The 25,805-nt window shown below is 71.0% G+C and carries 26 protein-coding genes and 1 pseudogene; 17 read left to right on the forward strand and 10 right to left on the reverse strand.

What is annotated here, in order from left to right:
* The 3 genes from Q0A34_RS10760 to Q0A34_RS10770 all read right to left on the reverse strand — a co-directional run.
* A partial coding sequence (locus Q0A34_RS10760) for an ATP-binding cassette domain-containing protein (RefSeq protein ID WP_291480011.1) occupies positions 1-228 on the reverse strand: 228 nt, incomplete at its 3' end.
* A 101-nt stretch (positions 229-329) separates the two neighbouring features.
* On the reverse strand, positions 330-1,169 hold the full coding sequence (locus Q0A34_RS10765; protein WP_291479990.1) for a response regulator transcription factor: 840 nt from the start codon (positions 1,167-1,169) through the stop codon (positions 330-332).
* Positions 1,170-1,219: 50 nt separating this feature from the next.
* The gene (locus Q0A34_RS10770) at positions 1,220-2,521 is read right to left on the reverse strand and encodes a histidine kinase (protein ID WP_291479991.1); all 1,302 of its coding nucleotides are present in this window, start codon (positions 2,519-2,521) and stop codon (positions 1,220-1,222) included.
* A gap of 62 nt (positions 2,522-2,583) precedes the next feature.
* On the opposite strand from Q0A34_RS10770, the gene ugpC reads away from it, so the two are divergent.
* The 5 genes from ugpC (at position 2,584) to Q0A34_RS10795 (ending at position 7,230) form a co-directional block, all read left to right on the forward strand.
* A complete protein-coding gene (gene ugpC / locus Q0A34_RS10775; RefSeq protein WP_291479992.1) occupies positions 2,584-3,639 on the forward strand; it encodes a sn-glycerol-3-phosphate ABC transporter ATP-binding protein UgpC in 1,056 nt (351 codons plus the stop codon).
* 160 nt (positions 3,640-3,799) lie between these two features.
* Entirely contained in the window at positions 3,800-5,062 is a 1,263-nt protein-coding gene (locus Q0A34_RS10780) for an ABC transporter substrate-binding protein (protein ID WP_291479993.1), read from the forward strand.
* An 88-nt stretch (positions 5,063-5,150) separates the two neighbouring features.
* A complete protein-coding gene (locus Q0A34_RS10785; protein ID WP_291479994.1) occupies positions 5,151-6,200 on the forward strand; it encodes a sugar ABC transporter permease in 1,050 nt (349 codons plus the stop codon).
* Complete coding sequence (locus Q0A34_RS10790; RefSeq protein ID WP_291480012.1) at positions 6,200-7,018, forward strand: carbohydrate ABC transporter permease; 819 nt, start codon at positions 6,200-6,202, stop codon at positions 7,016-7,018. The genes Q0A34_RS10785 and Q0A34_RS10790 overlap by 1 nt, the downstream gene beginning before the upstream one ends.
* Positions 7,015-7,230 carry a hypothetical protein gene (locus tag Q0A34_RS10795; protein WP_291479995.1) on the forward strand — a complete coding sequence of 72 codons (216 nt, stop codon included), beginning with the start codon at positions 7,015-7,017 and terminating at the stop codon, positions 7,228-7,230. Before Q0A34_RS10790 ends, Q0A34_RS10795 begins: the two co-directional genes overlap by 4 nt.
* Positions 7,231-7,248: 18 nt before the next feature.
* Here Q0A34_RS10795 and Q0A34_RS10800 read toward each other — a convergent pair whose 3' ends face one another.
* From Q0A34_RS10800 to Q0A34_RS10820, 5 genes are all read right to left on the reverse strand, one after another.
* The gene (locus Q0A34_RS10800; protein ID WP_291479996.1) at positions 7,249-8,283 is read right to left on the reverse strand and encodes a YdcF family protein; all 1,035 of its coding nucleotides are present in this window, start codon (positions 8,281-8,283) and stop codon (positions 7,249-7,251) included.
* A gap of 21 nt (positions 8,284-8,304) precedes the next feature.
* Complete coding sequence (purE, locus tag Q0A34_RS10805; RefSeq protein ID WP_291480013.1) at positions 8,305-8,781, reverse strand: 5-(carboxyamino)imidazole ribonucleotide mutase; 477 nt, start codon at positions 8,779-8,781, stop codon at positions 8,305-8,307.
* A gap of 87 nt (positions 8,782-8,868) precedes the next feature.
* Positions 8,869-10,137, reverse strand: a complete 1,269-nt coding sequence (locus tag Q0A34_RS10810) for a 5-(carboxyamino)imidazole ribonucleotide synthase (protein ID WP_291479997.1) — start codon at positions 10,135-10,137, stop codon at positions 8,869-8,871.
* A 6-nt stretch (positions 10,138-10,143) separates the two neighbouring features.
* Positions 10,144-10,719: a PH domain-containing protein gene (locus Q0A34_RS10815; protein WP_291479998.1), complete on the reverse strand. Its 576-nt coding sequence runs from the start codon at positions 10,717-10,719 to the stop codon at positions 10,144-10,146.
* Positions 10,720-10,724: 5 nt separating this feature from the next.
* Entirely contained in the window at positions 10,725-11,654 is a 930-nt protein-coding gene (locus Q0A34_RS10820; RefSeq protein WP_291479999.1) for a biotin--[acetyl-CoA-carboxylase] ligase, read from the reverse strand.
* Positions 11,655-11,733: 79 nt separating this feature from the next.
* Between Q0A34_RS10820 and Q0A34_RS10825 the strand changes: the two genes are divergently transcribed.
* From Q0A34_RS10825 to Q0A34_RS10855, 7 genes are all read left to right on the forward strand, one after another.
* Positions 11,734-13,341, forward strand: a complete 1,608-nt coding sequence (locus tag Q0A34_RS10825; RefSeq protein ID WP_291480000.1) for an acyl-CoA carboxylase subunit beta — start codon at positions 11,734-11,736, stop codon at positions 13,339-13,341.
* Positions 13,342-13,356: 15 nt separating this feature from the next.
* On the forward strand, positions 13,357-13,653 hold the full coding sequence (locus Q0A34_RS10830) for a hypothetical protein (protein WP_291480001.1): 297 nt from the start codon (positions 13,357-13,359) through the stop codon (positions 13,651-13,653).
* The gene (locus tag Q0A34_RS10835) at positions 13,646-14,287 is read left to right on the forward strand and encodes a nucleoside triphosphate pyrophosphatase (RefSeq protein ID WP_291480002.1); all 642 of its coding nucleotides are present in this window, start codon (positions 13,646-13,648) and stop codon (positions 14,285-14,287) included. Before Q0A34_RS10830 ends, Q0A34_RS10835 begins: the two co-directional genes overlap by 8 nt.
* A gap of 202 nt (positions 14,288-14,489) precedes the next feature.
* The gene (locus tag Q0A34_RS10840) at positions 14,490-15,398 is read left to right on the forward strand and encodes a sulfurtransferase (RefSeq protein ID WP_291480003.1); all 909 of its coding nucleotides are present in this window, start codon (positions 14,490-14,492) and stop codon (positions 15,396-15,398) included.
* A 95-nt stretch (positions 15,399-15,493) separates the two neighbouring features.
* Positions 15,494-17,251: a biotin carboxylase N-terminal domain-containing protein gene (locus Q0A34_RS10845; protein WP_291480004.1), complete on the forward strand. Its 1,758-nt coding sequence runs from the start codon at positions 15,494-15,496 to the stop codon at positions 17,249-17,251.
* Positions 17,251-18,831: a glycerol kinase GlpK gene (gene glpK / locus Q0A34_RS10850; protein ID WP_291480005.1), complete on the forward strand. Its 1,581-nt coding sequence runs from the start codon at positions 17,251-17,253 to the stop codon at positions 18,829-18,831. Before Q0A34_RS10845 ends, glpK begins: the two co-directional genes overlap by 1 nt.
* Before the next feature lie 24 nt (positions 18,832-18,855).
* Complete coding sequence (locus Q0A34_RS10855) at positions 18,856-19,548, forward strand: DUF1707 domain-containing protein (RefSeq protein WP_291480006.1); 693 nt, start codon at positions 18,856-18,858, stop codon at positions 19,546-19,548.
* On the opposite strand, the gene Q0A34_RS10860 is transcribed toward Q0A34_RS10855, so the two are convergent.
* Positions 19,545-20,780, reverse strand: a complete 1,236-nt coding sequence (locus Q0A34_RS10860; RefSeq protein ID WP_291480014.1) for an amidohydrolase — start codon at positions 20,778-20,780, stop codon at positions 19,545-19,547. The two genes, Q0A34_RS10855 and Q0A34_RS10860, sit on opposite strands and share 4 nt — an antisense overlap.
* A gap of 172 nt (positions 20,781-20,952) precedes the next feature.
* Here Q0A34_RS10860 and Q0A34_RS10865 point away from each other — a divergent pair, with 172 nt between their 5' ends.
* The 3 genes from Q0A34_RS10865 (at position 20,953) to Q0A34_RS10875 (ending at position 24,269) form a co-directional block, all read left to right on the forward strand.
* Positions 20,953-21,864 (forward strand): purine-nucleoside phosphorylase, encoded by a 912-nt coding sequence (locus tag Q0A34_RS10865; protein WP_291480007.1) that lies wholly within the window; start codon positions 20,953-20,955, stop codon positions 21,862-21,864.
* On the forward strand, positions 21,861-23,456 hold the full coding sequence (locus Q0A34_RS10870) for a phospho-sugar mutase (protein ID WP_291480008.1): 1,596 nt from the start codon (positions 21,861-21,863) through the stop codon (positions 23,454-23,456). Before Q0A34_RS10865 ends, Q0A34_RS10870 begins: the two co-directional genes overlap by 4 nt.
* Positions 23,457-23,597: 141 nt before the next feature.
* Positions 23,598-24,269 (forward strand): hypothetical protein, encoded by a 672-nt coding sequence (locus Q0A34_RS10875; RefSeq protein WP_291480009.1) that lies wholly within the window; start codon positions 23,598-23,600, stop codon positions 24,267-24,269.
* Positions 24,270-24,287: 18 nt separating this feature from the next.
* On the opposite strand, the gene upp is transcribed toward Q0A34_RS10875, so the two are convergent.
* Positions 24,288-24,938 carry a uracil phosphoribosyltransferase gene (upp, locus tag Q0A34_RS10880; protein WP_291480015.1) on the reverse strand — a complete coding sequence of 217 codons (651 nt, stop codon included), beginning with the start codon at positions 24,936-24,938 and terminating at the stop codon, positions 24,288-24,290.
* Positions 24,939-25,071: 133 nt separating this feature from the next.
* On the opposite strand from upp, the gene Q0A34_RS10885 reads away from it, so the two are divergent.
* Both Q0A34_RS10885 and Q0A34_RS10890 read left to right on the forward strand, forming a co-directional pair.
* Positions 25,072-25,437, forward strand: a complete 366-nt coding sequence (locus tag Q0A34_RS10885) for a hypothetical protein (RefSeq protein WP_291480010.1) — start codon at positions 25,072-25,074, stop codon at positions 25,435-25,437.
* A pseudogene (locus Q0A34_RS10890) lies at positions 25,434-25,805 on the forward strand (NlpC/P60 family protein); the annotation flags it as partial. The gene Q0A34_RS10885 and the pseudogene Q0A34_RS10890, both read left to right, overlap by 4 nt.

A 25,805-nucleotide genomic window follows, 5' to 3' on the forward strand; every position in this document is an offset into this window, starting at 1 on the left:
CGCCGGCTTGTCGGCGACCGCGGCGAACTCCTGCCCGTCGAACAACGCCCGCCCCGCCGTGGGACGGTCCAACCCCAGCACACACCGCATGGTGGTGGACTTACCCGACCCGTTCGGCCCCAGGAAACCCGTCACCGCCGCATCCGGCACCGTGAACGACAGGTCCTTGACGGCGTCATGCCGTCCGTACCTCTTCGACAAACCTTCTACCGTGATCATGGATCCCAGTGTGCGTCACGCCACCCCGGCGGCACATCGTGCCGCAGGACGATCTGCCCGGGACCCACGGGGTTCCCGGTGTCATACCACGGTATGACACCGGCACCGGGTCACTCGTCCAGCACGCGCACCGGATCGACCAGGCCGTTGCTGAAGGCGAACAGGACGGCGTGGACCCGGTCCCGGGAATCCGTCTTCGCCAGGATCCGTCCGACGTGTGTCTTCACCGTGGGAAGGGAGACGAACAGCCGCCGGGCGATCTCCGGGTTGGAGTAGCCGCGTGCGACGAGCACCAGGATCTCCAGCTCCCGGGGCGTCAGCGGGTCCGGGAGATCCAGCGCGGCCGCCGCAGCGGCGGTGTCGACGGAGTCGGCGCCGGCATCTGGGCCTGTCTCTGGGCCTGTCTCTGGGCCTGTCCCTGGGCCCTGCCCCGCCGACGCGGCAGCCGCACCGCCGTCACCGCTGTTACCTCCGTTACCTCCCCTGACCTGACGCAGCAGCCGGGCTGTCGCCTTCGGGGAGATCACGGCCTCCGCCTCACCCACCGTCCGTACGGCGTCGATGAGTTCCTCGGGGTCGGCGTCCTTCAACAGGAAACCGCTCGCACCGGCGGTGATCGAGCCCATCACGTACTCGTCGTTGTCGAACGTGGTCAGCACGACCACCCTGGTCGGATCCCCCGACGGTCCGCGGACACCGGACTCCACGATCGTCCTCGTGGCCGCGATACCGTCGAGCTCCGGCATCTGCACGTCCATGAGGATCATGTCGACCGGCTGCTCCGTGGCGTACCGCACCGCCTCCGCACCGTCCACAGCCTGCCAGACCACGGTGATGTCCGGCTGCGAGTCCAGCACCATGCCGAAACCGGCACGGACCAGCTGCTGGTCATCCGCCAACCCGACGGTGATGGGGGCCGCGGCGGGCGTTGAGGGGCGTGTCTCGTTCATGGTCGCGGTGTTCTCCCTGTTCATGTCTGCCGTGCCTGTCGCACGGGTCCTCATACGCTGAGCACGACGTCGACGCGCCATCCGCCCACGTACATCTCCGACGCCCCCCATTCTGCCGTACCGCCGTGGATCCGGGCCCGCTCACGCAGGCCGACCAGCCCCTGCCCCCGCCCGTCGTCGGAGTCGCCGGCGTCGATGAGCCCGTCGCCGGGGGCGTTGTCCACGGTGATCCGCAGCTTCCCGGGGACGTTCCAGTCCAGCACCACCCGGGCCCGGGTGGGACCGGCGTGCTTGAGGATGTTGGTCAGGCACTCCTGCACCGTGCGGTACACCGTCAGCCCCACCGCCACGTCCACCGGTGCGGCGGTGCCGAGGACCTCGAGGTCGACCGACAGGCCGGACCGGCGGGCGTCCTCCACCAGCGCCGGCACACCGGACACCCCGGGGGGCGCGGCGGTGTCCCGGGTCGCGTCGGAGGCACCGCCGTTGCCGGGGTCACTGCGCAGCACACTGAGCAGCTGGCGCATCTGGGCAAGCGCGTCCCGCCCGGTCGCGCTGATCGTGTCGAGCGCCTCGATGGCCTTCGCCGGGTCCTGGCGTCCGGCGTAGCGGCCGCCGTCCGCCTGGGCGATCACCGCGGTCAGGGAGTGGGCGACGATGTCGTGCATCTCCCGGGCGATCCTGGTCCGCTCCGCGACGGCGGCGAGTTCCACCCGCGCGGCGAGTGACTCCATCCGCTCGTACTGTCGCCGCGTGGTCATCCCGAGCTGCCAGAACAGTCCGATCGAGATGACGGCGAGCATCCCGAGCAACGCGCCCATCGTGATGACCTGGGCCAACGGCGGAGTGTAGGGGACGCCGTCCGGGTCGATGTCCGCGGCGGACGCACCCCACGCATGCCCGGAGCCCGACATCACGGTGACCAGCACCACCGCGACGATCGACCCCCCTGTCAGCAACGCCAGCCACAGCCCGCGCCGCCGCCGGACGAACGCGGAGATGAACCACGCCTCGTAACAGACGACGAGGTAGGCCAGGATGTAGATGCCCGCCAGACTCCCGGCCGAGACCACCAGCCCCACCGCGACGACGGTGAGCCCGGTCTCCGCCCGCCAGCGTTGGACCAGCAGCCCCACGAAGACGAGGGCGTACCCGGTGACCAGGATCCAGGCTGGCACCTCCGGCCCGAAGGAGAACGCGTTCCCCGCGTCCATGGCGCCGAAGAGGAAGAACACCGCCGACTGGATCACCAGCTGCAGCCAGAGTCCCCGGTCACGCCAGAAGGCGCCCGGTTGTGCCTGCGGCGCACGCGACTGCGGCCCCACGTCCGGTGATGCTGGTTGTTCCGTCACAGCCACAGATCCTACGGCAGTCTCCACCTGCGACGGATCGACCTGCGGTATGATTCCCCACCATGGCAGACGTCGAATTCTCGCATGTGGACATCCGTTACCCGGGTGCGGAGTCCCCCACCGTCCCGGACCTCAACCTCAGTATCGGTGACGGCGAGTTCCTCGTCCTGGTCGGCCCCTCCGGCTGCGGCAAGTCGACCATCCTGCGCTCCCTGGCGGGACTCGAGCCCACGAGCGCGGGGACGATCACCATCGGCGGCCGCGACGTGACCGGCGTCGAGCCCGGTGACCGGGACATCGCCATGGTCTTCCAGGACTACGCGCTGTACCCGCACATGTCCGTGCGGGAGAACATGGGGTTCGCGCTGTCGATCGCCAAGCGTCCCAAGGCCGAGATCGCCGACCGGGTGCAGCGCGCCGCCGAGTTGCTCGACCTCGGCGAGTACCTCGACCGCAAGCCCAAGGACCTCTCCGGTGGTCAGCGGCAGCGCGTGGCGATGGGCCGGGCGATCGTCCGCGAGCCGCAGGTGTTCCTCATGGACGAGCCCCTGTCCAACCTCGACGCGAAGCTGCGGGTGCAGACCCGCGCACAGATCGTGAAACTGCAGCACGACCTCGGTGTCACCACGGTGTACGTCACCCACGACCAGGTCGAGGCGATGACGATGGGTGACCGCGTCGCGGTGCTGCGCGACGGGGAGCTGCAGCAGGTCGACACCCCGCAGAAGCTCTACAACGAACCGGTCAACGCCTTCGTCGCCGGCTTCATCGGTTCTCCGGCGATGAACCTGCTGGAACTCCCGGCCGGCGCGGATGTCCTCGGTGGGCTCGGTGTCCGGCGTCCGGAGGGTGCCGGGGGCGCACTGCTGGTGGGGGTGCGTCCGGAGCATCTGGTGGCCGACACCACCGGTACGGGCCTTCCCGGCACCGTCACCCTGGTCGAGGAGCTCGGTGCGGACTCGAACATCCACGCCGACACCGCGGCCGGCCGGGTCACCGCGAAGTCTCTGGCGGCGGCCCAGGACCTGCCCGACCTCGGGGGGAGCGTCTCCTTCACCCTCACCGACACCGCCCGGGTGCATTTCTTCGATGCGGTGTCCGGTCAGCGGGTGAACTGACACCCCCGATCTCCCCCGGATCCGGGGTGCGGATACTACACTCGACCGAAGAACCCACGGGGCGGCGGAAACTCGTCCGCTCGGTGGGGGTGACGTTTCAATGTTGAGTTCCGTCGGCAGTGTTCCTGCGGAGCCGTACCTACGCAGAAAGGTTCGGGCCATGGCCAACCTCTCAAAGAAGATCCTGGCAGGAGTCTCGGCCGTCGGGCTCAGTGCCGCGCTGGTGTCCTGCTCCTCCGACGACGGGGGCGACGGGGGTGGCGCCGGCGGCACCGACGGCCGCGGCCCCATCACCTTCGCCATGGGCAAGAACGACACCGACAAGCTCCGCCCGGTGATCGACCGGTGGAACGAGGAGAACCCGGACGAGGAGGTCACCCTCCAGGAACTCGCCGGCGAGGCGGACGCCCAGCGCGACACGCTCGTGCAGTCCCTGCAGGCCGGTTCCTCCGACATCGACGTCATGGCGATGGACGTGGTCTGGACCGCCCAGTTCGCGGCCAACGGGTGGATCGCACCCCTGCAGGACGACCTCGAGGTCAGCACCGACGGCCTGCTGGACGCCACCGTGGAGTCCGCGACCTACAACGACACCCTCTACGGCCTGCCGCAGAACACCAACGCCCAGCTGCTGTACCGCAACACCGACATGGTGCCGGAGGCCCCGGAGAAGTGGGAGGACGTCGTCTCCTCCTGCGAGGAGGTCACCGCGGACAACAAGGACTGCCTCATCACACAGCTCAAGCAGTACGAGGGCCTGGCGATCAACACCGGCAACTTCATGGACGGCTGGGGCGGCGGCATCCTCGACGACAACGGTGACGTCACCGTGACCTCGGAGGAGTCCCGTGAGGGCCTCCAGGCACTGGTCGACGCCTACAAGGACGGCACCGTCTCCCGGTCCTCCACCGGCGCCACCGAGGAGGAGACGAACCTGAGCTTCACCCAGGGCCAGAACGCCCTGGCCGTCAACTGGCCGTACATGTACGGCGAGGCCGAGGCCGAAGGCTCACCGGTCGCCGGCAAGGTCGAGGTCCAGCCGCTCGTCGGCAAGGACGGGGTCGGCGTCTCCACCCTCGGCGGCTACAACAACGCCATCAACATCAACTCCGAGCACAAGGCCACGGCCCTGGACTTCATGGAGTTCATCGTCAGCGAGGAGAACCAGCGTTCCTTCGCCGAGGAGTCCTTCCCGCCGGTGCTGGCCTCCATCTACGACGACGAGTCGCTGATCGACGAGTTCCCCTACCTGCCCGCGCTGAAGGAGTCGCTGGAGAACGCGAAGCCGCGTTCGGCGTCGCCGAGCTACGACGAGCTGTCCAAGGCCGTCCAGGACAACGCCTACGCCGCCATCACCGGCGGCAAGAGCGTCGAGGACGCGACCCGGGACATGGAGTCCGCGATCAAGAACGTGACCAGCTAGACCCGACTCCACCCAGACAGTCACGCCCGGCTGCCGTCGCCCGTCGACGGCACACCGGGCGTCCTGTGTTACCGATAAGGTTCACCCTGTGACTACCGCCCCCTCCCAGAAGAAGCGTGACCTGCGCGCCCTGTGGTTCGTCGGCCCCAGCCTCGCCCTCCTCGCCGTGGTCATCGGCTACCCGATCCTGCGCGCGGTGTACCTCTCCTTCCAGGCCGACCGGCACCTGGACCCCGGCACCGGCATGTTCGTCGACGGCGGGTTCGCCGGTCTCGACCACTACCTGTACTGGCTGACCCAGCGCTGCCTCTCCCCCACCGGCGAAGCGACGACCTGTGCGCCCGGCAACCTGGCGACCGACTTCTGGCCCGCCCTGTGGATCACCCTCTTCTTCGTGGTCGTCACCGTCGCCCTCGAGACCGTGCTGGGCCTGTGGATGGCGCTCACCATGTCGAAGACCTTCTGGGGCCGCAGCCTGCTACGCGCCGCGGTCCTCATCCCGTGGGCCATCCCGACCGCGGTGACGGCGAAGCTGTGGCAGTTCATCTTCGCCCGCGACGGCATCGTCAACTCCCTGCTCGGCCTCGACATCGCGTGGACGACCGACCCGTGGGCGGCCCGCTTCGCGGTGATCATCGCCGACGTGTGGAAGACCGCACCGTTCATGGCGCTGCTGATCCTCGCCGGTCTGCAGATGGTCCCCGGCGGCGTCTACGAGGCCGCACGCGTGGACGGCGCGTCACGGTGGCAGCAGTTCACCCGGATCACCCTGCCGCTGATCCGGCCCGCGCTGATGGTCGCCGTGCTTTTCCGCACGCTGGACGCGCTACGCATGTACGACCTTCCGGTCATCATGATCAGCGAGTCGACGAACTCCCCCACCGCCGTGATCAGCCAGCTGGTGATCGCGGACACGAAGTCCGGCAACTTCAACTCCGCCTCCGCCGCGTCGACCCTGATCTTCCTGCTGATCTTCGCCGTCGCCTTCGTGATGGTGAAGTTCCTCGGCGCCGACGTCGCCGGCACGCAGAACATGCCGCGGACGAGACGTGGCCTGCGGTTCCGGGGCAGGAGGACCGGCCCCGGCGACCCGACCACAGACCAGACCCCTGAACCTACCCCGGAGGCCACCCGATGATGAAGGTCGTGCGCAACTACCTCCCCGTGATCCTCATCCTGGTCTGGGCACTCGCACCGTTCTACTGGATGGTCGTCACCGCGTTCCGCGACAAGGACCACACCTTCTCCACCAACCCGGTGCCCAGCCACCTCACCCTGGAGAACTTCCGCGACGCCCTCGCCACCGACGCCGGGAACAACTTCCTGCGCGCCATCGGCAACAGTCTGATCATCGGCGTGTCCACCACCGTCATCGCCCTGGTGGTGGGGGTGTTCACCGCCTACGCCCTGGCCCGGGTGGATTTCCGGGGCAAGGGGTTCGTCACCGGGATCATCCTCGCCGCCTCGATGTTCCCCGGCATCGCGCTGGTCACCCCGCTGTTCCAACTGTTCGGCAACATCGGGTGGATCGGCACCTACCAAGCACTGATCATCCCGAACATCTCCTTCGTCCTGCCGCTCACGGTCTACACGCTGACCTCCTTCTTCCGGGAACTGCCGTGGAAGCTCGAGGAGGCAGCCCGCGTCGACGGCGCCTCCCGCGGACTGGCGTTCCGGAAGGTGATCCTCCCGCTGGCCGCACCCGCCCTGTTCACCACGGCGATCCTCGCGTTCATCGCCACGTGGAACGAGTTCATGCTGGCCAAGCAGCTCTCCACCACCTCGACCGAGCCGGTGACCGTGGCCATCGCCCGGTTCACCGGTGCGAGCGCCTTCCAGTTCCCCTACGCCGCGACGATGGCGGCCGGCGCCCTGGTCACCGTACCGCTGGTCGTCATGGTGCTCGTGTTCCAGCGTCGCATCGTCTCCGGCCTGACCGCCGGGGGCGTGAAGTGACCGGGCAGGCCCCGGACCACTCCGAGTACCGCCGCCGACGCACCGTGCTCGAGGCGGTCCTCGGTTTCCTGTCCTTCTTCACTGTCCTGGCACTGGTGCAGGCGGTGTGGAACGTCCTGCAGGACGACCCGGCAGTGTGGCCGTCCCTCCTCCTGGCGGCCCTCCTCCTCGCGACCTGGGCCGTGTGGCGGCGCTGGCGCGCGTACGACTGAGCCCCCGACCGGGTCCCCTCAGGCCCGCCCCAGGACCCGGTGGATCATCAACGCCACGTACTCCCGCAGGTACGCCGCCGGGAGAGACGGCTTCGGTGTCGGCGCCCCCAGCACCACCGCGTCGAAAGGCCTCCCGTCGGCGCCCCGCTCCTCCCGGAGGATCGCGACGATACGTTCGGTGCGCATCACGTGGAAGTCCGAGGTGCACACCACGACGAACGGGTCCTCCACCCCCTGTCCGGCCAGCAGGTCCAGGCTGAAGTGCAGGTTCTCCGTGGTGTCGGTGGCCTCCCTCTCCTCCAGGACGACACCGCGCGGAAACCCGCGGCCAGCGAAGTAGTGGTGCATGGCCTCGGCCTCGGTGACCGGTTCGTCGTCACCCCTCCCCCCGGAGACGATGAGCGGGACGGACGCCCCCGGGGCAGCCTGCACCAGGCTCCGCCACGCGGCCGCACCCCGGTCACAGCGGCAGGCGAGCAGAGCACTGACCCTGTCGGCGGCCAACCCCGCACCCAGGACGACGACAGCGTCGGCGTCGCGCGGGGCCGGGCGGTGCCGCCCACGCCGCACCTGCAGCAGGAAGAGGACCATCGACACCACAGCCAGGATCCACAGGATCACCCCCGCCCCCCCCCGCCCGGGGAGGACGATGACGGCGTCGTTCACCCCCGCGCCCCAGTTCCGCCACGCGTCCCAGGCGCACAGGGCGAGGACCGTGCTGCCCAGCCCCAGTGACAGCATCACCGCCGCGGCGACGACGGTGCTCAGGTGGAACCAGCCGCGCCCGTCGACCCCGGGGAGGGCGTCACCCATCCACCGGGCGACGACCCAGCCCACACCCGCCACGACCAGGTGGGCGAAGCCCCAGGCCAGCCACACAGGCAGAGGGAAGCCACCGCCGTGGGCGGCGACGATGAGCCACGCCCACAGGAGCTCGGCGACCAGCAGGGTCATCAACCCGTTGCCCTGCCACCGCGACCGCGACTTCACCGTCCAGGCGGTGGCCCCGGCCGCGGCCGTCACGAGCAGGGTGACGAGCAGGATCGCCGACATCCTCAGGCTCCTCCCCGGGCCCTATTCGCCCATCAGTCGCTGCTTCAGGCGACTGTCCTTCTCCAGGACCTCGTCGCGCATACGCTCCTGGTAGGCGACCATGCCCTCGAGGAGCCGGGGGTCTGCCACGCCGAGCATCCGCACGGCGAGCAGCCCGGCGTTCTTCGCACCGTCGATCGACACCGTCGCGGTGGGGACACCGGCCGGCATCTGAACGATCGACAGCAGCGAGTCCAGCCCGTCCAGGTTCTTCAGCGCGCGGGGGATGCCGATGACCGGCAGCGGCGTCGCCGCGGCGACCATGCCCGGCAGGTGTGCGGCGCCACCGGCGCAGGCGATGATCACCTTCACCCCGGTGGAGTGGGCGTTGCGGGCGTAGTCCAGCATCCGCTCGGGGGTGCGGTGCGCCGACACCACACCGATCTCCATCGGGATACCGAACTCCGCCAGGACCTGTGCCGCGGGTTCCACGGTGGGCCAGTCGGAGTCGGACCCCATCACGATGCCGACGAGGGGCGTGCGCCCCGTGGCGTTCTCTGCGCTGTTCTCGGTAGTCACGCCGGTCAGTCTACCCGCCGGCCAGGCTCAGGCGTCCGTCCAGCGCGCCGTCACCAGGAAGTCGGACGCCAGCCGGGCGTCCCGCCGCAGTGCGTCGACCACCTCCGGGGTCGCCCCCACCCCCAGCGGCAACGACATGTTCACGTGCCCGATCTTGCGGCGCGGGCGCCAGTCCTTGCCGTACAGGTGGATCTTCGCACCGGGGAACCGACGCCACACCTCGTCCATCCGCTGCGCCATCGGCATCTCCGGGTCGGCGCTGTCGTCACCGAGGACGTTCGCCATCACCGTGGTGGCGGTCAACGGCTCCGTCGACCCCAGGGGCCGGTCCAGCACCGCCCGCAGATGCTGCTCGAACTGGCTGGTCACGCAGCCGTCCTGGGTCCAGTGACCGGTGTTGTGCGGGCGCATGGCCAGCTCGTTGACGATGATCTCCGGCTGCCCGGCCGCATCCACCGTCTCGAAGAGCTCCACGGCCAGGACACCCGTGACACCGAGGTCACCGGCCACCCGGCGGGCCAGCGCATGCGCCTGTTCCACGACCCGGCGCTGCCCCTCCGACTCCACCGGCGCCGGCGACACCGCGAGGTAGCAGATCCCGTCCGCCTGCACGGACTCCACGACCGGCCAGGAGGCGACCTCCCCCGACGGCGTACGTGCCACCATGGCCGACAGTTCCCGGACCAGGTGGACCTTCTTCTCCGCCATCAACGGCACACCCTCGGCGAGCAGACCGGTGACCAGCGTGGCGAGGTCATCCCGCGTGTCGGGGAACCACACCCCCTTGCCGTCGTACCCGCCCCGACGGGCCTTGAGGCACACGGCGCCGTCGGTGGCGTCCCAGAACCCGGTGGCGTCGTCCACGGACTCCACGGCGAGGAACGGCGGCACCGGGGCGCCGGTCTCCCGCATCCGCTGACGCATCACCAGCTTGTCCTGCGCGTTGATCAGCGCGGACGGCTGGGGCTGCACGTTGACCCCCTCGGCGATGAGCGCCTCGAGGTACTCGTTGGGCACGTGCTCGTGGTCGAAGGTCACCGCGTCCGCACCCGCTGCGACACCACGGACCACACCTTCGTCGGTGTAGGCGCCCAGCCACACGTCCGCGGTGGCCTGCGCCGCCGAGGCGGCGGTCGACCCGGCGAGCAGCCGCACGGTGAGTCCGAGCTCGATGCCCGCCTGCTGCATCATCCGGGCCAGCTGCCCGTCACCGATGACGGTGACCAGCGGCATGTCCGGGGAGTGCGCCTCCGGACGGGAATGCGATCGGTCAGGTGTCTTCTGCGCGTCAGTCACGGTGGTTCAGTATAGCGGCCGCGGGAGACGCACCGGGATGCGGGAATGCAGCAGGCGGGCGAAGCGCCGGGCGTAGGGCACGTCACGCAGCACCAGCGGCCGGCCGCCGCCGCGCAGGAACACCCGGACCTCCGACTTGTGGACGCCCACGTCCACGATCTGTGACAGCGGCACCTCCCCGATGCGGCTGCGCATGTGGCCGGTGGCGGTGATCAGACGGGAGTCGGTGAGGATCATCCGGCTACGGGTGCGGAACAGCAGATGGCGCAGGCACCGGCGCCAGCTCAGCCACGCCCACGCCAGCAGGACCGCCCGGCGCGCCCACAGAGCCGCGGTGGCGGCGGTCGAGTCGGAGTCCCCGACCAGCGCGGGGACGTCGCCGATGTTGCCCGGCACATAACCCACCCAGGTGGTGGCCAGTTCGGCGAGGTAGGAGTCGAGCATTCCGACCGCGAGCCAGACGAGTCCGGTGATGACGACGAGCTCCAGCACCGGGAACAGGGTGCTGCGGCGCGAGGGGCTCAGTTCGGCGAGGACCTCCTCGTCCGGGGCGAAGGTGATCTTCGGCACGGTGCGGTTCACCCCCCCTACTTCCCCGGCCCGGTGGCGGGCGCCGGACGCAGGTGCACCACGTCTCCCGCGGTGACAGTGCGCCGCCCCCCGTCGGCGGTGGCGATGACCAGCCCGCCCTGCCCGTCGAGGTCGACGGCGGTGCCGGTGATCTCGTCCCCGCCGGGGAGCTCGGCGCGCACGCGGGTGCCGAGGGTCGCCGAGAGCTCACGGTAGCGCCGGTGCAGACGCTCCACCGCCTCGCCACCGCGCCGCCAGGCACCGTCGACGGCGAGGATCCACGACAGTTCGGCGGCGGCGAGCGACTCCCGGTCCTGCACGGTCTCCATGCGTGCCCCCTCCACGGCCAGGGAGGTGCCCGCCTCCACACCGGCGTCGGCGAACTCCTCCGCCGTGATCGACGCGTTCAGCCCGACACCGACCACGACCGCCGGCGGGTCCAGGCTGACCGCCTCGACGAGGATGCCGGCGAGCTTGCGGTAGCCGTACGGGCCCGACGCCCCGCCGCCAGTGCCGTCAGTGCCGTCGCCGTCGCCGTCGCCGTCGACCACGATCACGTCGTTGGGCCACTTCAGCCGCGCGTCCACCCCTGCCTCCCTGGCTGCCTCCGCCACGGCCACGCCGACGAGCAGGGGCAGCTGTCCGAGTCGCTCCGCCGGCACCTCGTCCGGCGAGGGGCGCAGCAGCACACTCATGATCACCTGGGCGCCCGCCGGTGCGGACCACCGGCGCCCCAGCCTGCCACGGGCCGTGACCTGCTCCTCCGCCAGGAGCACCGTCCGGTCGGCGGTGCCCGGGTCGGCGCGGAAGGCGTCGGCCAGGTCGGCGTTGGTCGACCCCGTCGTCCCGACGACGGAGACCGGCCCCGCGGCGGAACCGTCCCGCATCCTGTCCAGGATGAGGGCGGCGAGGCGGGACGCGTCGATCGGGGCTCGGGAGTCTGTCATGGGCACAAGGATAACGCCCACACGCGCTGGGGCGACCTCTGTGGCGACTCCGGGACCGTTTCCTCCTAGACTGTAGGCCATGACTTCACCCACCCCCGCCCCCCGCCAGGTCGACACGTCTACCACAGCAGGGAAACTCGAGGATCTCCGCATCCGTCTCGAGGAGACGTCGGCCCCGGTCGGCGAGGAGGCCGTCGCCGCCGTCCACGCGGTCGGCCGCCTCACCGCCCGCGAACGGGTCGAGCACCTCCTCGACGAAGGATCGTTCGTCGAGATCGACGCGTTGGCGCGCCACCGCGCCAACGCCTACGGCATGGACCGGAGCCGTCCCGTGTCCGACGGTGTGGTCACCGGCTACGGCACCGTCGACGGCCGGCAGGTCTGCATCTTCTCCCAGGACGGCACCGTCTTCGACGGCACCGTGGGCGAGGTCCACGCCGAGAAGCTCGTGAAGGTCATGGAGCTCGCGCTGCGTTCCGGTGTGCCCCTGGTGGGTGTGCACGACTCCACCGGTGCCCGGGTGAAGGAGGGGGTGGTGTCGCTGGGCATGGCCGCACGCCTCTACCGTCTGCGTACGCAGTTGTCCGGGGTGGTCCCGCAGATCTCGGTGATCGCCGGGCCGACTGCCGGCACCGAGGCGCACCAGCCGGTGCTCGCCGACGTCGTCGTCATGGTGGACGGAACGTCCTCGCTCTACCTCACCGACCCGGAGATCACCCGGCGCGTCGTCGGGGAGGACGTCACCGCCGACGACCTTGGCTCTGCGGCGACCCACGCCGCGGTCACCGGTACCTCGCACCACACCGCGCCGGACGACCGCGCGGCCATGGAGTTCGTGCGTGGCCTGCTCGGCCATCTCCCCTCCAACAACCGCTCGACCGTGCCGGCCGCCCTCGACGAGGGTGCGGGGAACGACGACACGGCGAGTGCCGCCCTGGACTCCGTCATCCCCGACTCCCCTCTCGCCGGCTACGACGTCACCGACGTGCTCGCCGGCATCGTCGACCCGGACTCCTTCGTGGAGCTGCAGCCCGACTACGCCGGCAACATCCTCACCGGTCTCGCCCGCATCGGAGGACGGGGCGTGGGTGTCGTCGCCAACCAGCCGACGGTGCTCGCCGGTGCGCTGGACTCCGCCGCCGCCGAGAAGGCCGCCCGGTTCATCCGCACCTGCGACGCCTTCAACCTCCCCGTCGTCTTCGTCGTCGACTCCCCCGGTTTCCTGCCCGGCGGTGACGAGGAACGCGGCGGCCTGCTGCGTCGATCCGCCTCACTGCTGTACGCCGTCGCCGAGGCGAGCGTGGGCATCGTGACCGTGGTGACCCGGAAGGCCTACGGGACGTCCTACATCGCCCTGGGGTCGAAGAACATCGGCGCGGACCTGGTCTTCGCCTGGCCGAGCGCCCGGATCTCCAACGCCGACGCGGAGAACACCGTCGCCGCCGTCCACGCCGAGACGCTGGCCAAGGCCGAGCGTCGCCGGAAGGACGTCGCCGCGCTGACCGTGGAGCTCACCGACGAGGTCGAGAAGAGCCTGGTCAACCCCTACGCCGCCGCCGAACGCGGCTACGTCGACGCGGTGATCCCGCCGTCCCGTACCCGCGCCCAGGTGATCGACGGTCTCGGCCTGCTGGAGCGCAAGGTCATCGACTCCCCCGCCCGCAAGCACGGCAACCTGCCGCTGTAGGAGGAAGGAGCCCCAATGACCTCAACGACCTCAACGCCCTCACAGACCTCCCCCCAGACACCCCCCGTCCCCTTCACGGTCCTCAAGGGCCGGCCCGACGCGGTCGAGACCGAGGCCATCGGCCGGGCCCTCGCCACCGTCGTCGCCGAGGCCGCCGGTGCGACCGCCGCCTCGGCCGGCACCGACCCCCGCGAGGTGGCCCGGGTCAGGGCCCGGAGCACCAGCCGCGGCCGGTGGGGCACCCCGGCGGAGCGGCTGACGGGCCCGGCCCGCAACCCCGGGAACTTCAACCCCACAGGTTTCCGTGGCTGAGCTCCCCCGCGCCCGTCTCGTCCTGGCCTCCTCGTCGCCGTCGCGGCTGTCCGTCCTGCGCTCGGCGGGGGTGGAGCCGACCGTCCTCGTGCCCGGTGTGGACGAGGACGCCGCCGCGGCCGAACTGCGCTCCCGGGTGCCCTCACCCACGCCGGCCCAGGTCGTCTGCCATCTGGCGCAGACGAAGTCGCGGGCCGTCCTGGCCCAGTTCGGTGAACAGGTCGACGGCCCCCGCACCGTCGTCGTCGCCGCCGACTCGATGCTGCTGCTCGACGGGGAACTGCAGGGCAAACCACTCACCGCCGAGCGCACCGTCGAACGCTGGCGCCGTCAACGGGGCTCGACGGCGACACTGGTCACCGGGCACGCCGTGACCTGCCGCGGGGAGACCGTGACCGGCGCCAGCGAGACGGACGTGCACTTCGCCGAGGCGTCCGACCGCGACATCGAGGCCTACGCCGCCACCGGTGAGCCGCTCCAGTGCGCCGGGGCCTTCACCCTCGAGGCACTCGGCGGCTGGTTCATCGACCGGATCGACGGGGACCCGTCCAGCGTGATCGGGTTGTCCCTGCCGCTGCTGCGCCGGACCTTCGCCGGATTCGGGCTGGACGTCTCGGACTTCTGGAACCGGTAGCGTCCCGGGGCGTGAGACGCCCCCAGGTGTCCGCACCCCGGAAGGCGACCTGGGGGCTCACCCCTGTCCACCCGGTGCACGGACGGCCCCTCCCCCGCTCCTCTGCCGTGCGAATTCCCGACTGTTCGAGCGACGATCGCGATTCACGGGCCGCCGGACGCTAGACTTCTGGTGACGAACAAGAAAGGCGGTGCCCTCACCCGTGGGAATCGAACTGGACCCCAGCCCGAATCTTCGGCAGTACGCCCACCCGGGCAAGCTCGTGACGAGCTCCTGGCTCGGTGCGAAACTGGGTGGCCCCGGGTTGAAGGTGGTGGAGTCGGACTCCGACCCCATCCTCTACAACATCGGCCACCTGCCGACCGCCATCCGCATCGACCTGCACGAGGACCTCGGCGACCCGGTCACACGTGACTTCCTCGACGGTGAGGCCTTCGCCCGTCTCATGGACTCCAAGGGAATCACCAGGGACGACACGGTGGTGCTCTACGGTGACGACTCGAACCTGTGGGCGAGCTACACGCTCTGGGTCTTCGAGCTCTTCGGACACCCGGACGTGCGCCTGCTCGACGGCGGCCGCGAGGCGTGGATGCAGGACGAACGCGAGACCTCCTACGACGCACCGCCGGCGCCGACCTCCGGCTACCCCGTGGTCGAACGGGACGACACCTCCCACCGGATCTTCGTCGACGAGGTCCGCTCCCGGCACGACGAACTGCAGCTGATCGACCTGCGCGACCCGGAGGACTTCATCGGGGTCCACCGTCAGGGGTCCGGCGGCCCTGCGGAGGACGAGCCGTCCGACTACACGGCCGCCGTCCGCCAGATCCCGGTGTGCCGTGCCGGCCACATCCCCGGTGCCGTGAACGTCCCGCAGCGGGCGACACTGCACCCCAACCACCGTTTCCGCACCCGCGGGGAGCTCGACGAGGTGTTCTCCGGGCTGGACCCCGCCGGCGCGACGGTGCCCTACTGCCACGCCGGTGAACGCGCCGCCCACCTGTGGTTCGTCCTGCACCACCTGCTGGGCTGGGAGGACGTCCGTGCCTACGACGGCTCCTGGGTGGAGTGGGGCAACATGGTGCGCATGCCCATCGCGACCGGTGGCTGAAACATTCCGTCTGTGACCGACGCTGGTTGACGTAGTAACGTCGTAGAGTCTTGTGTGAGTCAAGTGTGTGTGACCCGTTGTTGTGAGGAGTGGACGTGCCGGTAGAGACCCGGAAGTTGTCGAAGGTGCTGATCGCCAACCGTGGCGAGATCGCCGTCCGGGTGATCCGGGCTGCCCGGGACGAGGGCATCGCCTCCGTCGCCGTGTACGCGGAGCCGGACGCCGACGCCCCGTTCGTGCGGATGGCCGACGAGGCCTTCGCACTCGGCGGCTCGACCCCCGCCGACTCCTACCTGGACATCGGTAAGGTCGTCGACGCCGCGGTGCGCTCCGGCGCGGACGCCGTCCACCCCGGTTACGGATTCCTCTCCGAGCGTGCCGACTTCGCCGCCGCCGTCATCGACGCCGGGCTGACCTGGATCGGCCCGTCCCCCGACGCGATCGCGGAACTCGGCGACAAGGTCACCGCCCGCCAGTACGCCGAGAAGGTCGACGCCCCGATGGTGCCCGGCACCCGGGAACCGGTCGCCGACGCCGACGAGATCATCGCCTTCGCCGGCGAGCACGGTCTGCCCGTCGCCATCAAGGCCGCGTTCGGCGGTGGCGGGCGCGGGATGAAGGTCGCCCACACCGTCGAGGAGATCCCGGAGCTCTTCGAGTCCGCCACCCGCGAGGCGGAGAAGGCCTTCGGGCGCGGCGAGTGCTTCGTGGAGCGCTACCTCGACCGCGCCCGGCACGTGGAGTGCCAGGTGCTGGCCGACGCCCACGGCAACTACGTCGTGGCGTCCACCCGTGACTGCTCACTGCAGCGCCGTTTCCAGAAGCTCGTCGAGGAGGCCCCCGCACCGTTCCTCACCGCGGAGCAGGACGAGCGCCTGCGGTCCTCCGCCAAGGACATCCTGCGCGCCGCGGGGTACCGGGGCGCCGGGACGGTGGAGTTCCTCGTCGGGTCGGACGGACTGATCTCCTTCCTGGAGGTCAACACCCGGCTGCAGGTCGAGCACCCCGTCACCGAGGAGGTCGCGGGCTGGGACCTGGTCCGCGAGCAGTTCCGGATCGCCGAGGGCCGCGAACTGTCCCGGACCAGCGACCCCGTGCTGCGGGGGCACTCCATCGAGTTCCGGATCAACGGTGAGGACGCCGCGGCGAACTTCATGCCCTCCCCCGGCACCCTGACCGCCTACCGCGAGCCGTCGGGCCCCGGTGTTCGGGTGGATTCCGGGGCTGAGCAGGGCACGGTCGTCGGCGGTCAGTTCGACTCCATGCTCTCGAAGCTCATCGTCACCGGGGAGGACCGCGACCAGGCTCTGAGCCGTGCCCGTCGCGCCCTGGACGAGTACGTCGTCGAGGGCCTTCCCACCGTCATCCCCTTCCACCGCGCCGTCCTGGACGACCCGGCGTTCACGGGCGACTCCCTGGACGTCTACACCCGGTGGATCGAGGAGGAGTGGGACAACCGGCTGGCCGGGGCCACCGACGGGGACGCCGACGGGGCCGCCGACACCGTCCCGCCGCGCCGTCTCACCGTCGAGGTCGACGGGCGCCGCGTCGAGGTCGCCGTGCCGGGTGACCTCGTCGGCACCGGCGGAACCCGCCGTCGTGCCCGCAAGAGCTCCGGACGCCGGGAGGTCAAGGTCTCCGGCGACACCTCCGTCGCCCCGATGCAGGGCACCGTTGTCACCGTCCTCGTCGAGGAGGGGGCCGAGGTCTCCGAGGGTGACCAGCTGCTGGTCATCGAGGCGATGAAGATGGAGAACGCGGTGAAGGCCCACAAGTCCGGAACCGTCACCGGTCTCGCCGTGTCCGCCGGAGACGGCGTCACCAAGTCCCAGCCGCTGCTGAAGATCCTCTGATGGTCGACCGGCTCAGCAACTTCTTCCGCTCCGGACGTCAGGGGAAGTCGGGCGGGCAGGGCCGGGGGTACGTCCTCTCGTTGGACCAGGGCACCACGTCCACCCGCGCCATCGTCTTCGACGAGACCGGGGCGGTGCATTCCGTCAGCCAGCTGGAGCACCGGCAGATCTTCCCCCGTCCCGGCTGGGTCGAGCACGACCCGGAGGAGATCCGGCTCAACGCCCGACGGGTCATCGCCGACGCCGTCGCGCGGGCGGACATCGGCACCGAGGACCTCGCCGGTCTCGGCATCACCAACCAGCGTGAGACCACGGTCATCTGGGACCGGGCGACCGGCGAGCCGGTGTACAACGCCATCGTCTGGCAGGACAACCGCACCGGTGACTTCTGCTCCCGGCTGGACGCCGACCACGGCGACCTCTTCCGTGAGCGCACCGGACTGCCGGTGTCGACCTACTTCGCGGGGCCGAAGATCCGCTGGATCCTCGACAACGTCGAGGGTGTCCGTGAGCGCGCCGAACGGGGCGAACTCGCCTTCGGGACGATGGACACCTGGATCGTCTGGGAACTCACCCGCCGCTCCCGGCGCAGCCCCGCCAACCGGCGTCACCGTGTCCGGCACATCACCGACGTCACCAACGCCTCACGCACGATGCTGATGGACCTGCGGACCCAGAAGTGGGACCCGGAGCTCTGTGAGGCGATGGGCGTGCCGATGTCGCTGCTGCCCGAGATCGTCAGCTCCTCCGAACAGTTCGGACGGGTGCAGCGGTCCGGCCCGGTGAACAATGTCGCCATCGCCGGGATCCTCGGCGACCAGCAGGCCGCCACCTTCGGCCAGGCCTGCACCGAGCCGGGCGAGGCGAAGTGCACCTACGGCACCGGGAACTTCCTGCTGATGAACACCGGCACCACCCTGGAGACGTCCTCCCACGGGCTGCTGAGCACGGTGGCCTACCGGCTCGGCAACCAGCCGACGGTGTTCGCCCTGGAGGGCTCCGTCGCGGTGACCGGGTCGCTGATCCAGTGGCTGCGCGACAACCTCGGCCTCATCTCGTCCTCCTCCGAGGTCGAGGGACTGGCGCGCAGCGTCGACGACAACGGCGGCTGCGTGGTCGTCCCGGCGTTCTCCGGACTGCTCGCCCCACGGTGGGCCCCGGACGCCCGGGGGGTCATCGCCGGGCTGACCCGTTACGTCACCCGAGCGCACATCGCCCGCGCCGCCCTGGAGTCGACCGCCTTCCAGACACGCGAGGTCGTCGACGCGATGAACGCGGACTCCGGCGTACCGCTGACCCACCTGCGGGCCGACGGCGGCATGGTCGTGAACTCCCTGCTGATGCAGTTCCAGTCCGACCAGCTGGGCGTGCCGGTCACGGTGCCGAAGGTCACCGAGACCACGGCGCTGGGCGCAGCCTACGCCGCAGGGCTGGCCACCGGCTTCTTCGAGGACGTCGCGGAGATCCGGCGGCTCTGGCAGGAGGAACGCTCCTACACCCCGGACGTCGCCGCCGCCGAGCGGGACGAGGCCTACGCCCTGTGGAACAAGGCCGTCGAACGGACCCTCGGCTGGGCGTAGGGGCCCTGCACTACAATGGCGCCCATGTCCCGTGCTCCCCGCGACCCCCGCGACCCCGCCGTCCGTATCGGCGACGCCGACCGCGAAGCCGCGCTGTCGGTCCTCGCCGTCCACTTCGCCGACGGCCGGATCACCCTCACAGAGTACGACGACCGGTGCCGGGACGCCGCCGCGGCACTGACCCGCCGGGAGCTCGACGCCCTCTTCCATGACCTGCCGACACTGCCGAACCAGCCGGGCCCCCACGGACAGCCCGTCTCACCGGGCACGGACGTCTCCGTATACTCCGCCTCCGAACTGGCCGAGCAGCACCGGCGCGGCGCCCGGCCGCGGGCCGGGATCATGGCGTTGACCACCCTGGGGGCCTTCGGCGGCGCGGTCGCCCTGGGCAACGACACCTCCGCACTCCTCCTGCTGCTCATCCCGGCGGTGGCGGTGCTCCTGTACGTGCTGAAGATCGGCCCCGAGTCGTGGCACACCCCCAGCCCGGAGGCGCTGGAACGGGCCCGGGTGCGCCGTCTGCGCCGGGAGCACCGGCTGGCGCTGGAGGAGCAGCAGCACGCCCAGCAGCTCGCCCTGGAGGAGCAGAAGGCGCGTCGTAAACTGCGCACCACCGAGATGACCGGCGAGGCTGTGGACCTCGCCCAACGCGCGATGAAGGGGGCGGTGGGCCGGTTCGGCCCCCGTGGGGGGAAGAAGGACGGCGGCGACAGCTAGTCGGACAACTGGTCGGACAGCTGGTCGCTGAACGTGAGCCACCCGGGGTGACCGGGCCGGCCCAGCCGGGCGAACTGGTCGACGACACCGGCGAACAGCCGGATGCCCACGGGCAGGCAGGCCTCGTCGAGGACGATGTTCGGCTGGTGCAGGTCAGGCTTCTCACCGGAGCCGGTCCAGGCGCCCAGCCGCGCCATCGCCCCGGGCACGTGCTCGAGGTACCAGCTGAAGTCCTCCCCGCCGGAGGACTGCGGTGCCTCCTGCAGGGCGTGCGGGTCGACGTCCTTCACCGCCTGCGCCATGATCGCGGTGCAGGCGTCGTCGTTGGTCACCGGGGGGACCCCCTTGGTGTAGCGGATCTCCGCGGTGGCTCCCGTGGGCGCCAGGATCTGCTCGACGAGCTGCGGGAACAGGGCGTCCAGGTCCCGCCAGACGGTGGGGCTGCCGGTCCGCAGCGTCCCCAGCAGGGTCGCCTCCTGCGGGACGGCGTTGAAGGCGGACCCGCCACTGACGGCACCGAAGGTCAGGACGGTGCCGGTACGCGGGTCGACCCGGCGCGACAGCAGCCCCGGCAGCTGCGTGATCAGCAGGCCGACGGCGTAGATCACGTCGGCGGTGAGGTGCGGACGGCTGGTGTGCCCGCCGGGACCGCGCACCACGATCTCGACGACGTCCGTGGCCGAGGTGATCGCACCGGTGCGCACACCGATCTGCCCCGCCCGCAGCTTCGGTTCGGCGTGCACGGCGAAGATGTGGCTGACCCCGTCCAGGGCGCCGGCCCGGATGACGTCGGTCGCTCCGCCGTCCAGGACCTCCTCGGCGGGCTGGAAGATACACCGGACCTGCTGCTCCAGACCGTGTTCCCGGTCGTACTCCGCCAGGGCACAGGCCAGGCCCAGCACCACGGTGGTGTGGATGTCGTGCCCGCAGGCGTGCATCACACCGGGGGTGCGGGAGGCGTAGTCCAGTCCGGTGACCTCGGTCAGCGGCAGGGCGTCGATGTCGGCGCGGAAGGCGATGGCAGGGACGTCCGCCCCTCCCCCGATGTCGACGGTGACGCCCGTGCCGGGCAGGCGGCGCGGCGAGAGACCCGCATCGGTGAGCTTGTCGACGATGAACTGCGTGGTCCCGGTCTCCTGGTGGGACAGTTCCGGGTGGGAGTGCAGGTGGCGTCGCCAGCCGATCACCGTGTCGTGGTTGTCGACAGTCCAGGCGGCGACGGCGTCAACCACCGGGACGGTGTCGGCGGAACCAAGAGTGCTCACTGAAGCGGTGCTCCTTAGCGAAGGTGATCGGACGGGGCTCGTGAAAGCCGTTCCCGGCCATCTTAGCCACGCCACCCCCGTCGTCCTACCGCGGGGCGTACCGGGCCCCCGGCGGGCCGTCGCGTCCTATGCTGGTCCCATGGTTGATTCAGTGCCCGCGACAGAGTTGCACCCGCCGGAGAACGCCGGCCCTGACACCGCTGACGCAGCTGCCGTCGCCACGGGGACGGCGGCGGAGACGGCGGCAGAGGCGGCGGCGGAGCTCGCCCGCCGGACCGGACGGGACGCCCACGACGTCGCCGTCGTCCTCGGCTCCGGCTGGCGGCCCGCGGCGGACGTCCTGTGCGGCGGCACCGGTGCGCCGCCGGTGACGGAGTTCCCCATGTCCGACCTTCCCGGTTTCCTGCCCCCGACCGCCGCCGGACACGGCGGGACGGTCCGCAGTCTGGAGGTCAACGGGCTCCGGGTCCTCGTCCTGCTCGGCCGGACGCACGCCTACGAGGGACACCCGGTGTGGCGCACGGTGCACGCGGTGCGTACCGCCGCGGCAGCCGGTGTGCGGCGCATCGTCCTCACCAACGCCGCGGGCGGACTCGTCGACGGCATGACCGTCGGGGAGCCGGTGCTGATCAGCGACCACCTGAACATGACCGGGCGGACACCCCTCGTCGGCGCGGACTTCGTCAACCTGGTGGACGCCTACTCCCCCACCCTGCGGACGATGATGCGCGAGCTGCGTCCGGGGATGCGGGAGGCGGTGTACGCGATGATGCCCGGGCCGCAGTACGAGACCCCGGCGGAGATCCGGATGCTGCGCACCCTCGGAGCCGGGCTGGTCGGCATGTCCACGGTGTACGAGACCGTCGCCGCCCGCGCGGCCGGTGTCGAGGTCCTGGGCCTGTCCCTGGTGACGAACCTGGCCGCCGGGATCACCGGGGAGGCCCTGGACCACGCGGAGGTGCTGGCCGCGGGCGCGGCGTCCGCCACCGAGGTGGGGTCCCTGCTGACGGAGCTGCTGGAACGGCTCGGAGAGACGGAGGTCGGACGATGAGTGCACACCTGCGATTCGGGACAGCGGGGCTCCGTGCCCCGGTGGGGCCGGGTCCGGACCGGATGAACGTGTCGACGGTGACCCGCGCGACCGGCGGGGTCGCCGCCTGGTTGCGGTCCCGGCACACCGGGGACGCCCCGGTGTCCGTGGCCGTCGGCTACGACTCACGCTACGGATCCCACGCCATGGCGCGGGCCGCGGCGGAGACCTTCGCCGGGGCGGGGTTCGACGTGACGCTCATCGCCCACCCCGCCCCCACCCCGGTGCTCGCCTGGGTGGTGAGGCACCGCGGGCTGGATGCCGGGGTGCAGATCACCGCGAGCCACAACCCGAAGGACGACAACGGCTACAAGCTCTTCCTGGCCGGCGGATCACAGCTGGTCAGCCCGGCGGACCGGGAGATCGAGGAGCTCATCGACCGGCAGCCGGAGGCACCGGACGTGCCTCGCTCCCCCACCGTGTCCCTCGACCTCGGCGCGGTGGACGGGTACGTCTCCGCCGTGGCCGCCCCACTGTCCTCCGGGGACGGGCAGGTGCTGGCGGCCCGGCGGGACCTGAAGGTCCTCTACACCGCACTGCACGGCGTGGGCGGCAACACCCTGGAGGAGGCGTTCCGCCGGGCCGGTTTCCACCGTCCGGACACCGTGGTCCCCCAGCGCTGGCCCGACCCGGAGTTCCCCACCGTGGGCTTCCCGAACCCCGAGGAGCCCGGCGCCTGCGACCTGCTGCTGGCGCAGGCGGCCGCGGCACAGGACGGTGACGGTGGCGGTGAACATGGTGCGGACGGCGGGGAACGCCCCGACCTCCTCATCGCCCTGGACCCCGACGCCGACCGCTGCATGATCGGCGTCCCCGACGCGACGACCGCCACGGGCTACCGCATGCTCCGCGGCGACGAGACCGGCCCCCTCCTGGCCCAGCGGGCGGTGGCGGTTCGCTCCCACGGCGACGGGCCGGCGTCCGTCGTCGCCACGACGGTAGTGTCGTCCAGCCTGCTGGGACGCATCGCAGCCGCCCGCGGGTGGGACTACCGGGAGACGATGACCGGGTTCAAGAACCTCGCGCGCGCCGCGGACGACGCCCCCGGGGAACTGACCTACGCCTACGAGGAGGCCATCGGCACCTGCCCCTTCCCCCAGATCGTGGCCGACAAGGACGGTTTCGCCACCGCCCTGCTCGCCGCGACCTGGGCCGCCGAGCTCAAGGCGGAGGGCCGTTCCCTGCAGGACGAGCTCGACAGCCTGGACCGGGAGTTCGGGCCGGTCCGCACCGCCCAGGTGCCGGTGAGATGCGACTCCGCCGACGCGGCCGCCCGACTGGTTTCCGACTGGGCGCAGTCCCCGCCGGAGGTGCTCACCGGCGGGGCGCCGGTGTCCGCCGACCCCCTCGACGGCGTCGACCCGGCGTCCGGGGTGCGGGTCACCTGGACCACCGGCAGCGGGGGTACGGGGCTCGGGTGCCGCGTGATCGCCCGCGCGTCGGGCACCGAACCCAAGGCGAAGTTCTACCTGCAGGTCGCCGGCGACGTCGGCACGGACGTCGCGGACGTCGTGACGGAGCTCGGACGTCTCGTGGAGACCGTACGGGGCTGAGTCAGGGTCTGAGTCAGGGGCGACACCGGTGCGCGGGGAGTTGCCGTGGGGAATTGTTCCCGTCCCACCCCGTGCCCCTCCCGTGGTGGGCTAGAATCCCGGCTGAAGATTCTCTAACGTCACACCGAGAGGGACCCACCCATGCGCTCGGCTCTGCGGATCTCCGCTACCGCACTCGCCACGACGACCGCCCTGGCCCTCACCGCCTGCGGTGACGACTCCGGGGACGGCACCGGAACCGACGACCCCGCGTTCACCACGCAGGAGTCGGCGGACTCCTCCACAGCGGCAACCGGGGCGTCCGCCGGGGCGACGTCGTCCCGGTCCGCGGACGCGTCGGACGCCCCGACGACCTCCGGGTCCACCGCGCCGTCCGACACCGGCTCAGAACCTTCCGGCAGCGGCTCGGTCGAGGTCACCGTGACCGCGCCGGAGTCCGGGTGGCAGAACATCATCAAGACCGGCCAGACCAGCTACGAGATGACCTCCGACTACACCAGGCACGAGAACGCCAAGGCCCTCCCCTCGGTGAGCTGGAAGCCCTCCACCACCCTGCGGGACTGCTCCACCGTCGTCAGCTACCTCACCGAGGACGGGACGGAGATCGCGCAGTACCGCACCACCGACTGCTCGAGCACGTCGTCCGAGGGGACCTCCTCCTCGGACTACGAGTGGCTGGACCGGAGCCCCCTGCCGTCCCAGGGCAGCGAGATCCCGCTCACCGTACGGGTCACCGTGGAATCCGGCGACGGTGACATCTCCGAAGGCACCACGGGGATCACCCTGCGCAACCCGAACAACTACCGCAGTTAGCCGGTCCCCCGGGGGGCGTCAGCGGGGGTCGGTGAGGTCGATGTTGCGCGGCCCGTAGAGCCGGTCGCCGGCGTCGCCCAGTCCGGGGACGATGTAGGAGTTCGCGTCGAGTTCCGGGTCGACCGTCGCGGTGACCAGACGCTTCACCGGGTAGCCGGAGTCCCGGACGGCCTCGACACCGGGCACGGCGGCGACCATGCACACCACGACGACGTCCGTCGCGCCGCGCTCCGCCACCAGCCGCAGCGCGTGCAGCAGTGACCCGCCGGTGGCCAGCATCGGGTCGACCAGGAAGACCGTGCGCCCCGACAGGTCGTCCGGCAGCGCCTCCAGGTAGGGCACCGGCTCGTGCGTCTCCTCGTCCCGGGCCATGCCCAGGAAGCCCACCTGCGCGTCCGGGATCATCGACAGCGCGGGGTCGATCATGCCCAGGCCGGCGCGGATGATCGGGACGATGATCGGCGGATCGGCGAGTCGCCGGCCCGACGCCGTCGCGACGGGGGTCTCCACGGCGAACTCCGTGGTCTCCAGGTCACGGGCCGCCTCGTAGACCAGCATCGCCCCGAGATCGGCCAGTGCACCCCGGAAGGCCACGTTGTCGGTGCGGGCGTCCCGCATGATCGTCAGGCGGGATGCGGCGAGGGGATGGTCGACCTCCACGACGTCCATGGGCGCCGGCACGCTGTTCCGGCCGGCCGGCTCTGACTCTGGTGCCGCTGAGGGCTCTGCTGACTCTGTCATGATGTCCAAAATAACCCACGGGCCCGGGAACCTCCGAGCCCCCGGGCGAGTCTCTCTCACCATGGCAATCGTAATCGCGTCCCGGAACAGCCCAGCGGCGGCGCTGGCCGCCGACCCCGACGTCCTCGGCAACGTGGCGTCCCGCATCGACGAGGTGGCCGACCGGCTGTCGGCCACCGACCCTCCGCAGCCCGCGGTCCTGCCCGCCGTCGTGCCCCAGGCAGCGCGTCTGGAGGAGGCGCTCCTGCAGGCCCGGCGGCGTCAGGCGGAGGTCCTTTCCGGGTTCGCCGCGTTCTACCGCGCCAGCGCCACGGTGATCGGTGACACGGCCGTGCGCGTGGACCGGGCCGAGGGCGACGCGTCCACCACCTTCAGGACAGGATTCAGGTCAGGCTTCAGCACGCCGCCGACGGGGGGTGCGGCATGACCGACCTCATGGCTCTCGTCGAGCCGGTCCGCCGGCTCATCCCGGACGCGGCGGCACCGGGGCACAGTCCGCTGTCGCCGCTGACCGGCGCGGGGGCAGGACCGCCCGGGGACCTTGTGGCCGAACTCACCCGTCAGCTTCCCGCCGGGGTGGACGACGCCCTTCGCGGCACCGCCGGAACCGCGGCGGTGCGCAGCCTGTCCGCGGCCGGCGTGGACGCCGGTGAGCTCCTCCGGGTGTCCGCCGAGGTCGACCTGGTGGCGCAGGACGGCGCAGCCGCGGTCGACCGTGCCGCCGCGGACATCCTCGAGATCGCCGGGCAGTGCCTCCGGCAGCTCGTCGGGACCGTGGCCACCGCCCCTCTCTCC

This window comes from Corynebacterium sp. (assembly GCF_022712195.1).
GTDB lineage: Bacteria > Actinomycetota > Actinomycetes > Mycobacteriales > Mycobacteriaceae > Corynebacterium.